Origin of the sequence: Cobetia sp. 10Alg 146, from assembly GCF_029846385.1 — a bacterium.
GTDB classification, from domain to species: domain Bacteria; phylum Pseudomonadota; class Gammaproteobacteria; order Pseudomonadales; family Halomonadaceae; genus Cobetia; species Cobetia marina.
Window position 1 is genome coordinate 550382 of the sequence record NZ_JARWKT010000002.1, and the last position, 12560, is coordinate 562941.

Annotated in this window: 13 protein-coding genes; 2 read left to right on the top strand and 11 right to left on the bottom strand. The window is 62.0% G+C overall.

What is annotated here, in order from left to right; genetic code table 11:
• Positions 1-16 precede the first annotated feature (16 nt).
• The 6 genes from QD172_RS05340 to zapE all read right to left on the bottom strand — a co-directional run bounded on the left by QD172_RS05340 (position 17) and on the right by zapE (position 5163).
• Positions 17-826 carry a cytochrome c1 gene (locus tag QD172_RS05340; RefSeq protein WP_136938333.1) on the bottom strand — a complete coding sequence of 270 codons (810 nt, stop codon included), beginning with the start codon at positions 824-826 and terminating at the stop codon, positions 17-19.
• The gene (locus QD172_RS05345) at positions 823-2085 is read right to left on the bottom strand and encodes a cytochrome bc complex cytochrome b subunit (protein ID WP_077371641.1); all 1263 of its coding nucleotides are present in this window, start codon (positions 2083-2085) and stop codon (positions 823-825) included. The genes QD172_RS05340 and QD172_RS05345 overlap by 4 nt, the downstream gene beginning before the upstream one ends.
• Positions 2085-2681, bottom strand: a complete 597-nt coding sequence (gene petA, locus QD172_RS05350) for a ubiquinol-cytochrome c reductase iron-sulfur subunit (RefSeq protein WP_077371638.1) — start codon at positions 2679-2681, stop codon at positions 2085-2087. Before petA ends, QD172_RS05345 begins: the two co-directional genes overlap by 1 nt.
• A gap of 241 nt (positions 2682-2922) precedes the next feature.
• On the bottom strand, positions 2923-3312 hold the full coding sequence (rpsI, locus tag QD172_RS05355; protein ID WP_043332522.1) for a 30S ribosomal protein S9: 390 nt from the start codon (positions 3310-3312) through the stop codon (positions 2923-2925).
• A gap of 13 nt (positions 3313-3325) precedes the next feature.
• Entirely contained in the window at positions 3326-3754 is a 429-nt protein-coding gene (gene rplM, locus QD172_RS05360; RefSeq protein ID WP_065392477.1) for a 50S ribosomal protein L13, read from the bottom strand.
• Between the two features lie 251 nt (positions 3755-4005).
• Positions 4006-5163, bottom strand: a complete 1158-nt coding sequence (gene zapE / locus QD172_RS05365; RefSeq protein WP_077371635.1) for a cell division protein ZapE — start codon at positions 5161-5163, stop codon at positions 4006-4008.
• Positions 5164-5596: 433 nt separating this feature from the next.
• Here zapE and QD172_RS05370 point away from each other — a divergent pair, with 433 nt between their 5' ends.
• On the top strand, positions 5597-6049 hold the full coding sequence (locus QD172_RS05370; RefSeq protein ID WP_077371632.1) for a DUF1043 family protein: 453 nt from the start codon (positions 5597-5599) through the stop codon (positions 6047-6049).
• A 122-nt stretch (positions 6050-6171) separates the two neighbouring features.
• Here QD172_RS05370 and QD172_RS05375 read toward each other — a convergent pair whose 3' ends face one another.
• Positions 6172-6948 carry a Nif3-like dinuclear metal center hexameric protein gene (locus tag QD172_RS05375; protein ID WP_077371628.1) on the bottom strand — a complete coding sequence of 259 codons (777 nt, stop codon included), beginning with the start codon at positions 6946-6948 and terminating at the stop codon, positions 6172-6174.
• A gap of 252 nt (positions 6949-7200) precedes the next feature.
• Here QD172_RS05375 and QD172_RS05380 point away from each other — a divergent pair, with 252 nt between their 5' ends.
• Entirely contained in the window at positions 7201-8520 is a 1320-nt protein-coding gene (locus QD172_RS05380; protein WP_141392246.1) for a Do family serine endopeptidase, read from the top strand.
• Between the two features lie 154 nt (positions 8521-8674).
• Here the strand turns inward: QD172_RS05380 and hisD are convergent, their stop codons facing one another.
• The 4 genes from hisD to QD172_RS05400 all read right to left on the bottom strand — a co-directional run bounded on the left by hisD (position 8675) and on the right by QD172_RS05400 (position 12376).
• Positions 8675-9979 (bottom strand): histidinol dehydrogenase, encoded by a 1305-nt coding sequence (hisD, locus tag QD172_RS05385; RefSeq protein WP_077371622.1) that lies wholly within the window; start codon positions 9977-9979, stop codon positions 8675-8677.
• 133 nt (positions 9980-10112) lie between these two features.
• Positions 10113-10757 carry an ATP phosphoribosyltransferase gene (hisG, locus tag QD172_RS05390; RefSeq protein WP_077371619.1) on the bottom strand — a complete coding sequence of 215 codons (645 nt, stop codon included), beginning with the start codon at positions 10755-10757 and terminating at the stop codon, positions 10113-10115.
• A gap of 86 nt (positions 10758-10843) precedes the next feature.
• On the bottom strand, positions 10844-12109 hold the full coding sequence (murA, locus tag QD172_RS05395; RefSeq protein ID WP_077371616.1) for a UDP-N-acetylglucosamine 1-carboxyvinyltransferase: 1266 nt from the start codon (positions 12107-12109) through the stop codon (positions 10844-10846).
• Between the two features lie 12 nt (positions 12110-12121).
• Complete coding sequence (locus QD172_RS05400) at positions 12122-12376, bottom strand: BolA/IbaG family iron-sulfur metabolism protein (RefSeq protein ID WP_077371613.1); 255 nt, start codon at positions 12374-12376, stop codon at positions 12122-12124.
• Between the last annotated feature and the right edge of the window lie 184 nt (positions 12377-12560).

Sequence of the window (12560 nt, forward strand, 5' to 3'; positions counted from 1 at the left end):
GCCACTCCGGGAGCCATCAATGAATGTCGCGCCAGTATTCCTTCTTGAGAAGATATGCCAGCAGAGTAAAGATCAGGATGAATATTAACACCTTGGGGGCCATGCTCTCAGCCTTGAGTCGCGATGGTTCGCCCACATAGGCCAGAAAGTTGGTCAGATCCCACACGGCCTGGTCGAATTCCTCTGCTGTCATGCTGCCCGGCGAGGTGATCTCCAGCACGTCGCAGGAGTCATAGTGCCCCGTTGCCGGGTTCAGCTCCGCGCCCGGAGGCACCAGGTCGCTCTGGGCGCAGACCTTTTCCTGAACGCCCTGCAATGTCTCCAGCACATTGGGCATCGCCACCAGCGGATAGACAGCATTGTTGACACCCCAGGGGCGCTCGGGATCGCGATAGAAGCTCTTCAGGTAGGAGTAGATCCAGTCCGTCCCGCGCAGACGCGCCTCGAGAGACAGATCCGGTGGCGGCGTACCGAACCAGCTCGCGGCGTCCTCAGCCTTCATCCCGATGCGCATGGTGTCATTGATCTTGAGTTCTGGCGAGAAAATCAGATATCGCTCGACCAGATCCTCGGGCATCTCCAGGTCCTCTGCGGCACGCGAATAGCGCTGATACTGCAGGCTGTGACAGCCGAGGCAATAATTGGTGTAGAGCTGCATGCCGCGCTGCAACGAGGGCTTGTCATGCAGATCCGGCTGCATCGACTCACGCACTGCCTCGCCCCCTGCCGCGCTGACAGCTCCCGCCCCCAGCAGGCCGGCCACCACCACGCCTGCAGCCAGTACATGCTTCAGCCAGTCCCTTGACCCACCCTTTTGCCCGCTCATCGGCCTGTCACCCTGTCCGGCACCGCTCGCGTCTTCTCGAATCGCGTATACAGCGGCATCAGTATGAAGAAGGCGAAGTACGCCACCGTCGCGATCTGCGCGATGATCGTGCGCTCGAACGTCGGCGGCATCACGCCAAGCACCCCCAAGGTCACGAAGCTGACCACGAACACGAGTATCGCGATACGCGATAGCCAGCCCTTGTAACGGATGGAGCGCACAGGAGAACGATCAAGCCATGGCAACACGAACAGGATGGCGATCGCCAACCCCATCACCACCACGCCCCAGAACTTGGCATCGACCCCGAACAAGGGATAGTTCACGGCCCGCAACATCGCGTAGAACGGCGTGAAATACCAGACAGGGGCAATATGCTCAGGTGTCTTCAACGAGTTGGCCGGTTCGAAATTGGGCGTCTCGAGGAAGTAGCCGCCCCCTTCCGGGAAGTAGAAGATCACGGCACAGAACACGAACAGGAACACACCGACACCCACCAGATCCTTCACCGTGTAGTAGGGATGGAACGGAATGCCATCCAACGGCTGGCCCGCCTCATCCTTCCTGTCCTTGATCTCGATGCCATCCGGATTGTTCGACCCCACCTCATGCAGCGCCACCAGATGCAGCACCACCAGCCCGACGATGACCAGTGGCAAGGCGATGACATGCAGGGCAAAGAAGCGATTCAAGGTAATGCCGGACACCAGGTAGTCGCCACGGATCATCTGCGCCAGATCCGCTCCGATGACCGGGATCGCCGTGAACAGCGAGATGATCACCTGCGCCCCCCAGTAGGACATCTGCCCCCAGGGCAGCAGATACCCCATGAAGGCCTCGGCCATCAACGCCAGATAGATGCACATGCCGAAGATCCACACCAGCTCACGCGGCGCTCGGTAGGAGCCGTAGATCAGCCCCCGGAACATGTGCAGATAGATGACGACGAAGAATGCGGACGCCCCCGTGGAATGCATGTAACGGATCAGCCAGCCATATTCCACATCGCGCATGATGTATTCGATCGAGGCGAAGGCCCCTTCGGCGGTCGGGGTATAGCTCATGGTCAACCAGATACCGGTAATGATCTGATTGACCAGCACCAGCAGCGCCAGCGAGCCGAAGAAATAGAAGAAATTGAAGTTTCTGGGCGCGTAGTAGCCTGTCAGATGGTCCTGCAGCATCTGGGTGGCCGGAAAGCGATCATCGATCCAGCGCATGATGCCTCGCGACGCCTTGGCACGTTCTGGATTCCCCATCACACAGCCTCCTCATCGACGCCGATCACCAGCACCTGCTCGCTTTCATAATGATGCGGCGGCACCTCGAGATTCGAGGGCGCCGGCACTCCGGTGAACACGCGACCCGCGAGGTCGAATTTCGAGCCATGACAGGCACACAGATAGCCACCCGGCCAGTCAGCGCCAAGATCCGCGGCACCCATCTCGGGTCGATAACCCGGCGAGCAGCCCAGATGGGTGCAGATTCCCACCAGTACCACGTACTCAGGCTTGATGGAGCGCAGGACAGCATCCACATAGGCTGGCTGCTGGGGACGGCGTGATTCGGGGTCCTGCAACTCGGCGTGCGGGATGGCCCGGATGTCATCAATCATCTCGGGGGTGCGACGCACCACCCATACCGGCTTGCCGCGCCACTCGATGGTCATCTGCTGACCCGGTGCCAGGCGCGAGATATCCGCCGTGACAGGTGCACCTGCCGCTCTTGCCCGTGCGCTCGGCTGCCAGGAAGCCAGAAAGGGCGTCGCGATGCCAACGGCGCCTATCGCCCCCACGACACTGGTCGCACTGACGAGGAAGCGGCGCCGCCCTCGATTCACACCTCGATTAGCCATATTGTTATTGTCTCCCGAACACCACCGCATGCTGCCAGACCATTCCCTTGCCGGGCACTTGACGCTTGACTGTATTAAAGGGCAAGAACCCACCGCTCACAACTCAAGAAAATCACTTTACCAGAAGCGGCTTTCTTCAATTGCGCTCGCACCATGCGCTTGACGCCCCTATCAAGATCGCAAAAAAAACGCCCAGTACCCTTTCGGGTACTGGACGTTCTTGTGGTCGACGCCTGTTCTCTTAACGCTTGGAGAACTGCGGACGACGACGGGCCTTGCGCAGGCCGACTTTCTTACGCTCGACTTCACGAGCATCACGAGTGACGTAGCCGGCGGCACGCAGTGCCGGACGGAAGTCCTCGTTGTAAGCCATCAGGGCACGAGTGATGCCGTGACGGATGGCGCCAGCTTGAGCGGAACCACCACCACCGGCGACAGTGACGTAGACGTCGAACTGTTCGGTAGTTTCGGTCAGCTCGAGCGGCTGGCGAACAACCATGCGACCTGTCACACGACCGAAGTAGTCGTTCAGGTCACGCTGGTTGACGGTGATTTTGCCGGTGCCCGGCTTCAGGAAGACGCGCGCGGTAGAAGTCTTGCGGCGCCCGGTACCGTAGTGCTGCTGTGTCATGGCGATGCTTCCCTCAGATGTTCAGTTCTTGCGGCTGCTGCGCAGCGTGCGGATGCTCGGCGCCAGCATAGACTTTCAGCTTGGACTGCATGGCACGACCCAGCGGGCCCTTCGGCAGCATGCCCTTCACCGCCAGCTCGATCACGCGCTCAGGCTTGTGCTCGATCATCTGGTTGAAGTTCATGGAGCGCAGGCCGCCCGGGTAACCGGTGTGACGGTAGTAGGTCTTGGCTTCTGCCTTGCGACCAGTCACAGCGACTTTCTCGGCGTTGATGACGACGATGTAGTCGCCAGTGTCAACGTGCGGAGTGTACTCGGCTTTATGCTTGCCGCGCAGGCGACGAGCAATTTCGGTAGCCATACGGCCCAGCGTCTTGCCGGCTGCGTCGACGACGAACCAGTCACGCTGGACGGACTGCGGCTTGGCAGTAAACGTCTTCATGGATGAATCACCTATAGTCGGGTCTTGCACTTGAGTGCGCGACCAATCCCTATTTTTCTTGGTTGTCCGACGCCTGGCAGTCAGTGGCAGGCCGCTTGCGCGGTCACCGCCGACTCGACTCCAGACTGCCCACGCCCATCAAGGGTGATTGACCCAGGACGACTCGTGGACCGGACAACAATTCGAGCGAGCGCGCATTGTACATGCCAGACGCCCGCACCACAAAGGCTATTTCGTCTTCCGACATCGCCTCATGGCTTGTGAGGCAGCGCCAGGTATTCACGCGACTGCATTTCCTGCAGGCGTGACAGGGTGCGCTCGAATTCGAAGTCGAGGTTGCCGCCGGTGTAGAGCTGCTCGACCGGTGTCTCGGCACTCATCAGCAGCTTGACGCCACGGTCATAGAACTCATCGACCATATTGATGAAGCGGCGCACCTGATCATCGCTGTCACGCCCCATCTGCGGCACCTCCGACACCAGCACGGTGTGGAACTCGCGCGCAAGCTCGATGTAGTCATTCTGGCTGCGCGGGCCATCGCACAGCTCATCGAAATGGAACCACACCACATCCTCGTGGCGACGCAAGGCATGCAGCACGCGGTGATTGATGCTCAAGCCTTCATCGGCATGACCTTCGGCTCCGGCAATGGAGCGGAACTCACGCGCCAGTCTGGCACCGCTCTCGTCACCCAGCGGACTGTGGAACAGCTCGGCATGCTCCAGAGCGCGCAGGCGATAATCGATACCCGAATCCACATTGACCACGGTGCAATGGCGCTTGACCAGGTCGATAGCCGGCAGGAAGCGCGCACGCTGCAGGCCATCCTTGTAGAGATCATCCGGCACGATGTTCGAGGTCGCGACCAGTACCACGCCCTGCTTGAACAGCTCCTCGAACAGGGTGGCGAGAATCATGGCATCGGTGATGTCCTTGACGAAGAATTCGTCAAAGCAGATCACGCGCGCTTCCACGGCAAACTTGGCCGCCACCAGCGTCAGCGGGTTCTTCTCGCCCTTGTAATGGCCAAGCTCGTTGTGGACGCGCTGCATGAAGCGGTGGAAGTGCGTCCGCATCTTGTCCGCGAAGGGCAGGCTCTCGTAGAAGGTATCGACGAGATAGGTCTTGCCGCGCCCCACGCCACCCCAGAAATACAGCCCCATGATGTCCGGGGTCCTGTCGACGGCGGCCGGCCGCGACGGCTTGCCGAACAATCGACGCACCTTGGAGCCAAGCCCGCCATTGCCCGTGACATCTTCGACCTTGTCAGGCGTCTGGCGCGGAGTACGCACCAGATCATCATATAGGCGCTGCAGGTGACGAACGGCATCTTCCTGGGCGGCATCGTAGGCAAAGTCATCACGCTTGAGGTCTGCCTGGTACTTCTCGAGGGGCGTAGGTGCTGGCATGGAGAAACCCGGTGCAGGCCAGATTCAGCACTGGGCTGCATCTGGCGCGAAGTGAAACGAGGTCACGCCTGCGCCAGCATGGCTGACAATCAGGCAAGAACGAAATTGCGCGGCATTATACGCCCTGAGTGCAACTTTACCCACCACACCCGACGGGAAGTCCTGCTTCCCAGGCCCTTCAGTGCCATGACGCGCCTCGATGGCGAATGGCGCCCTTGCTTCGGGGCGACCAAGGTCTCTCTCATGACGAATTGACGTGACGCGCCAACCCATCGATATAATGGAGTGCGTACGCTTTTGAAATACAGGCACTCTTTGCCTCATGGCCAGCGTCGCTGGACACACTGCAAGAGTCTGGACATTGGCAGCACATCATCGTGATGGCCTGCCCCGGCGGTGAAGATCACCGCAGTCGTGACACAAGGAGAGCGACGTGAACGAGAGCAATATTGACTGGATCCTGGCCATCGCCTGTTTTCTGGCTGGCATCGGTATCGGCGCCTTGTGCTACCACCTCCTGAATGCCAACGTGGCCCGCAATCAGAAGACCCGCCAGAAGCTGGCGGAGCGTGAGCTGGAACTGACCCAGTTCCGTGACGCCCTGAATGATCATTTCTCCAAGGCCAGTGATCTGACGGATCAGATCCAACGTGCCGGCAACGAGCTGCGCCAGCACCTGGCCAGCGGTGCCTCTTCACTGTGCGATGACAGCCAGCTCAAGCGCCGCCTGCTGGATACTGACACCACGCTTGAAGAAGACATGGGCGAGAAGGTCGACCTGCCACGTGACTATGCCGACAATCGCGGCACGCTGTCAGAGGATTTCGGTCTCAAGCCACAACCCGCGGAAGGCGAAGCGCAGAGCGCCAACCCGCCGCGCATCTGAGCAACCTCCTTCTGCCGTGAGTTCCCTCACGGCCATTGGACACGACAACGGCCACCTTCCAGGGGTGGCCGTTGTCGTTGGCAAGGATCGCTCAGGCCGTCACAGGGCGACCATGAGCTGACTCAAGCAGGGTTGTCGATATCCACGAAGCGATGCTCGACGCCATGCTCGGCCGCCAGCCACTCGCCCAGCGCCCGAACCCCATCGCGCTCGGTCGCATGATGCCCTGCCGCCAGGTAGGTCACCCCCTCTTCGCGCGCACTGTGCGTGGTCCGCTCCGAGATCTCACCGGAGAGGAAGGCATCGACTCCCGCCTCGATGGCCAGACCGATATAGTCCTGCGCCCCTCCCGTGCACCAGGCAATGCGCTTGATCGGCCGATCATGCCCGGCGATCACGAGCACCTCTCGCCCCAGACGGCGACTGAACTCGGCCCCCAACGCGGCACTGTCCAGCTCACCGCCTGCCGCAAGCTCATCTGCGAGACGCCCGACATGCACCAGTCCACGCCCGGGGACGCCATCCAGGCATCCTTCACTGACCAACCCCAGGCGCTCGGCCAGCTGGGCATTGTTGCCCAGCGTCGGATGGGCATCCAGCGGCAGGTGATACGCCGCCAGATTGATGTCGTTCGCCAGCAGTGTCTTGAGGCGACGGCGCTTCATGCCCGTGATCCGAGCGGGTTCGTTCTTCCAGAAATAGCCGTGATGCACCAGCACCATATCCGCCTGCCATGCCACGGCTTCATCCAGCAGCGCCTGATTGGCGGTAACGCCCGTCAGCACTCTGCGGACCTCGCGCCGCCCCTCGACCTGAAGTCCATTGACGGTGTAATCCTTGAAGGCCTGCGCCTCCAGACAGCCATCCAGCGCCTCGACCAGCACGTCACGATCAGCCATTGAGCCTCCAGCAGTCAGATTCATCGAGTGTTACACTGGCTGCCATTGTAACGGCGCAGCCTCACCATGTAAGCGCATGGCAGCTTCGCCGGGTACCGAGACATGGGTGACACGTCTTGAGCACGTCATCAATCTTCCTCTTCACCCTCCGCCTGCCAGCAGCAACCCTGCGGATGGCGACCGCCCCACGGCGGTTGCCCTCAGGAAAGCTGACGGCCCGGCAGGACCACGGATCATTCACCAGGACTCCTGATGCCTCAGACGCGACGCCCCCTTCGCAGTTCATTGCTCCCCCTTCTCTGGCCAGTGGTCACCGGGGTATTGCTTGCCATCGTGGTGCTGGATCGCTTCCCTGAACTTGGACATTCCGAGCCGGCGCCCGAGATTGGCCAACAGGGCGGCCAACAGGGCGGCGCGATCGTCTCTCGAGATCAGCAGGTGCTGCCATCTCCCGCCTTGACCCTCTCCGCCGAGCAGCGCGAGGAATCCGCCAATCCGGTACTGCGCGAGGCGCCACCACTGCAGCGCAACAGCGGGCCGGCCAGCTACCAGACCGCCGTGGACGCCGCCGCCCCCGCTGTCGTCAACATCTACTCCTCGCGCAAGATCGAGGACGACAGCAAGCACCCGCTGATGTCCGACCCCTTCTTCAACCAGTTCTATGGAGAAAATGCCTTGCGCAGCCAGCGCATGCTGTCGAGCCTGGGCTCCGGCGTCATTCTCTCGAGCGACGGCTATATCCTGACCAACAACCATGTCATTCAGGGCGCGGATCAGATACAGGTCGCCCTGCGTGATGGCCGCGAGACACTGGCCAAGGTGGTCGGGGTCGACCCCGAATCCGATCTCGCGGCGCTGAAGATCGATCTTGAAGATCTGCCGACGGTGGCGATCGCCGACTCGACCCAGGTCCACGTCGGGGATGTCTCGCTGGCCATCGGCAACCCCTTCGGAGTCGGTCAGACCGTCACCATGGGCATCATCTCGGCCACCGGACGCAACCATCTTGGCCTGAATGCCTACGAGGACTTCATACAGACCGATGCCGCGATCAATCCCGGCAACTCCGGTGGAGCGTTGATCAATACCGATGGCTCACTGGTCGGCATCAATACTGCCATCTACTCCCGCTCCGGTGGCTCGCAGGGCATCGGTTTCGCCATCCCCGCCAACCTGGCACGTGACATCCTCGAATCACTGGTCGATCACGGCCGGGTGATTCGCGGCTGGCTGGGCCTGGAAGTGCAGGAGCTGACGCCGTCGCTGGCGCACTCCTTCGGCTTGAGCGCTCCGCAAGGCGTGGTGGTCGCCGCCGTGCTGCGTGATGGCCCCGCGGCGCAGGCCGGCCTGCGTCCCGGTGACATCCTGACGGCAGTCGCCGGCAAGCGCCTGATCGATGCACGCCTTGCCATGGCCGACATCGCCGCGGTCAAGCCGGGCGACACCCTGCAACTCAATCTGTTGCGGGATGGCAAGCCCATGGAGGTCAGCGTCAAGGTCGGTGAGCGGCCGATTCCCGACAGCACGCCCTCTCCTGCCGCCGCAGCTCCGGGCGTCTCATCCCCCGGCTGACAATGGTCGCCGGACTGGCAAACGTCTTTCACGCACGAACGCACGAACGCACGAACGCAAGAACCAGAGCCAGAACCAGAAAAGCCCGCCACGGAAACCGTGGCGGGCTTTTTCATGCTCATGAACTACACCATGCTCATGAACTTCACCATGCTCACTCGATGATGCGATTCTCGGCACTACGGGCGTGAGCGGTCAGCGACTCACCCCGCGCCAGCACCGATGCGGTACGCCCGAGGATGGAGGCACCTTCGGCCGAGCACTGGATCAACGAGGAGCGCTTCTGGAAGTCATAGACCCCCAGCGGCGAGGAGAAGCGCGCGGTACCGGACGTCGGCAGCACGTGATTCGGGCCGGCACAGTAATCGCCCAGTGCCTCGGAGGTGTGGGAGCCCATGAAGATGGCGCCCGCATGGCGGACACCTTCGACCCACGCTTCCGGATCCGCCACCGACAGCTCCAGGTGCTCCGGCGCGATACGGTTGGTCAGTTCCAGCGCCTGCTCCGGCCCGCTGACGCGAATCAGGGCGCCACGCTCGCGCAGCGAGGTCTTGATGATCTCGGCACGTTCCATGGTCGGCGCGAGACGTTCGATTGATGCCTCGACCGCAGCGAGGTGCTCATCATCCCAACTGATCAGGATCGCCTGGGCATCCTCGTCATGCTCGGCCTGCGAGAACAGGTCCATCGCCAGCCAGTCCGGATCGGTCACGCCATCGCTGACCACCAGAATCTCGGACGGTCCGGCGATCATGTCGATGCCGACCTGACCGAACACCGCCCGCTTGGCAGTGGCCACATAGATGTTGCCGGGACCGACGATCTTGTCGACGCGCGGCACCGTCTCGGTGCCATAGGCCAGTGCCGCGACGGCCTGGGCGCCGCCGATGGTGAAGACCCGATCGATACCCGCCAGGTGAGCCGCGGCCAGCACCAGTTCATTGACCACGCCATCGGGGGTCGGCACGACCATGATGATCTCGCGCACACCGGCGACATGCGCGGGGATCGCATTCATCAGCACGGAAGAGGGATAGGCGGCCTTGCCTCCCGGGACATAGATGCCAGCGCGATCCAGCGGCGTGACCTTCTGCCCCAGCAAGCTGCCATGCTCATCCTTGAAGGACCAGCTTTCCGGCTTCTGATGCTCGTGATAGACGCGCACACGCTCCGCCGCGACCGCCAGTGCCTCGCGCTGATCCGCCGGCAGATCGGCGTAGGCCTTTGCCAGACGTTCGGCGTCGATCACCAGCTCCGACATGCTGGAGACACTCAGACGGTCGAAGCGATTGGAAAACTCCACCAGCGCGGCATCGCCTTCCTGCTTGACGCGCGAAAGGATGTCGGTGACACGATGCTGTACCTCGGCATCGGACACCCCCTCCCAGGCCAGCAATGCATCCAGGCGGGCAGTGAAATCGGTATCGCGGCTATCGAGCCGGTTGATCAGGGTATCCATGCGAACCTCTTGTCATGTCATTGGCAGTGAGGGCTGAGCCGGACGGGCGCTGCTGCCAGATCGTCTCTGCGATCTTGAGTGATGTCGTTGCTGACGAGTCCCGCCGCGTGACACGAGGCCGGGACCTGGTCATTCATGCGTCGCGACGTGCTTCCACCGCCTGACGCAGGCGGTCGATCAACGGCTTGAGGCGATCATGCTTCATGGTCATGGCGGCCTTGTTGACCACCAGACGCGTGCTGATGTCGGTGATCAGCTCACGCGGCTCCATGCCATTGGCACGCAGGGTATTGCCGGTATCGACGATATCGACGATCTCATCGGCCAGATTCATCAACGGGGCCAGCTCCATCGCGCCATACAGCTTGATGACTTCAGCCTGGATGCCCTGTTCCGCGTAGTAGCGACGCGCGACATCGACGAACTTGGTGGCGACGCGACGTCGCGCGCCCTGCTGCTGCTGACCGACGACCCCGGCCGTCATCAGACGGCAGGCCGCGATCTCCAGATCCAGAGGCTCATAGAGACCTTCGGCGCCATGCTCGAGCAGCACGTCCTTGCCGGCGATGCCCAGATCAGCCGCTCCCAGCTGCACATAGGTCGGCACATCGGTGGCGCGAATGATGACCAGCTTGACGTCAGGCAGATTGGTATCGAAGAGCAGCTTGCGGCTCTTGTCCAGATCTTCCAGCGGTTCGATCCCGGCATCCGCCAGCAGCGGCAGGGTTTCCTTGAGGATACGCCCCTTGGAAAGGGCGACGACCAGTTGCTTGCTCATGGGGTATTCGCCCGTGCTTGTGCGTAAGAATTCAGCAGACGCTGCCGACCTGCGATGGCCGGCAGCGCATGGAGGCAGGACTCGGCTCAACCGGCGGAGCGGCGGATGATCACGCCCAGCCCGGAGAGCTTCTCCTCGATGCATTCATAACCACGATCGATGTGGTAGATGCGATCCACCATGGTTTCGCCATCGGCGACGATGGCCGCGATCACCAGCGAGGCCGAGGCACGCAGGTCCGTGGCCATCACCGGGGCGCCCGACAGGCGCTCGGTACCGGTCACCACCGCCGTGTTGCCTTCCAGGGCGATGTGCGCGCCCATGCGGTTGAGCTCCTGCACGTGCATGAAGCGGTTCTCGAAGATGGTCTCGATCACGGTACCGGTGCCTTCGGCCACGGCATTCAGCGCCACGAACTGGGCCTGCATGTCCGTAGGGAATGCCGGATACGGCGCCGTGCGGATATTGACCGCCTTCGGACGCTTGCCCTGCATGTCCAGCTCGATCCAGTCATCCCCCGTGGTGATGGTGGCACCGGCTTCTTCCAGCTTGGCAAGCACCGCATCGAGGGTATCGGCGCGCGTACGGGTGACGCGCACCTTGCCACGCGAGGCCGCTGCCGCGACCAGGAAGGTACCGGTCTCGATGCGATCAGGCATCACGGAGTATTCGCAACCGTGCAGTCTCTCGACCCCTTCGATGACGATGGTATCGGTGCCGTGGCCGGTGATCCTGGCGCCCATGGCGATCAGGCATTCGGCCAGATCGACGACTTCCGGCTCGCGTGCCGCGTTCTCCAGCACGGTGCGCCCATCGGCCAACGTCGCGGCCATCAGCAGATTCTCGGTACCCGTGACGGTCACCACGTCAAAGACGATGCGAGCGCCCTTGAGGCGGCCACCCGGCGCCTTGGCACGGATGTAGCCGTTCTCGACCGAGATCTCCGCGCCCATGGCTTCCAGGCCGCGGATGTGCAGATCCACCGGGCGCGAGCCGATGGCGCAACCGCCCGGCAACGAGACTTCGGCACTGCCGAAGTGAGCCAGTAGCGGGCCCAGCACCAGGATCGAGGCGCGCATCTTCTTGACCAGCTCGTAGGGCGCATGACAGTGCTCGACCTTGGAGCCGTCCAGCTGCACGGTCATGTTGTCGCCCATCACCGGCTCGACTCCCATGCGCCCGAGCAATTCCAGGCTGGTGGTGATGTCTTGCAGGTGCGGCAGATTGCTGATGGTCACGGGACCTTCGGACAGCAGTGTCGCTGCCAGGATGGGCAGGGCCGAATTCTTGGCACCACTGGCCCAGACTTCCCCGTTGACCGGCCCGTTGCCGGTGATAATCAGCTTGTCCATGAAATGTTCCGATCAGCTCTGGGCGTTGCCGACGGCAGCATCGTACTGCGCCGGGGTATAGGTACGAATGCTGATGGCGTGAAGCGCGCCAGAGCGAATCTCGTCATTGAGTGCGGCGTAGACCAACTGCTGGGCCTTGACGCGACTGAGGTCAGCGAAGACCTCGCCCACGGCGACGACCTGGAAGTTGCATCCTTCACCCTGGATATGAAAATCGACGTTCTCGATTCGAGCCTCGAGCAGGGCCTTGACATCATTCGGTTGCATGACGGGCGATGACTCCTTCGCGGTACATGTCCGGGCCAGGCACATTACGCTGCGCTTCGACCTGGGAGATATGACCGCACATGGTAATCAAAAGCGCGCGGGAACGCGATTGGCGGCAGCCTCCTGCCTCCCACGTTCCCGCGCGCAGTGGTGGTGATCGAGCGGCTGGGCAGCCTGGCCGGAG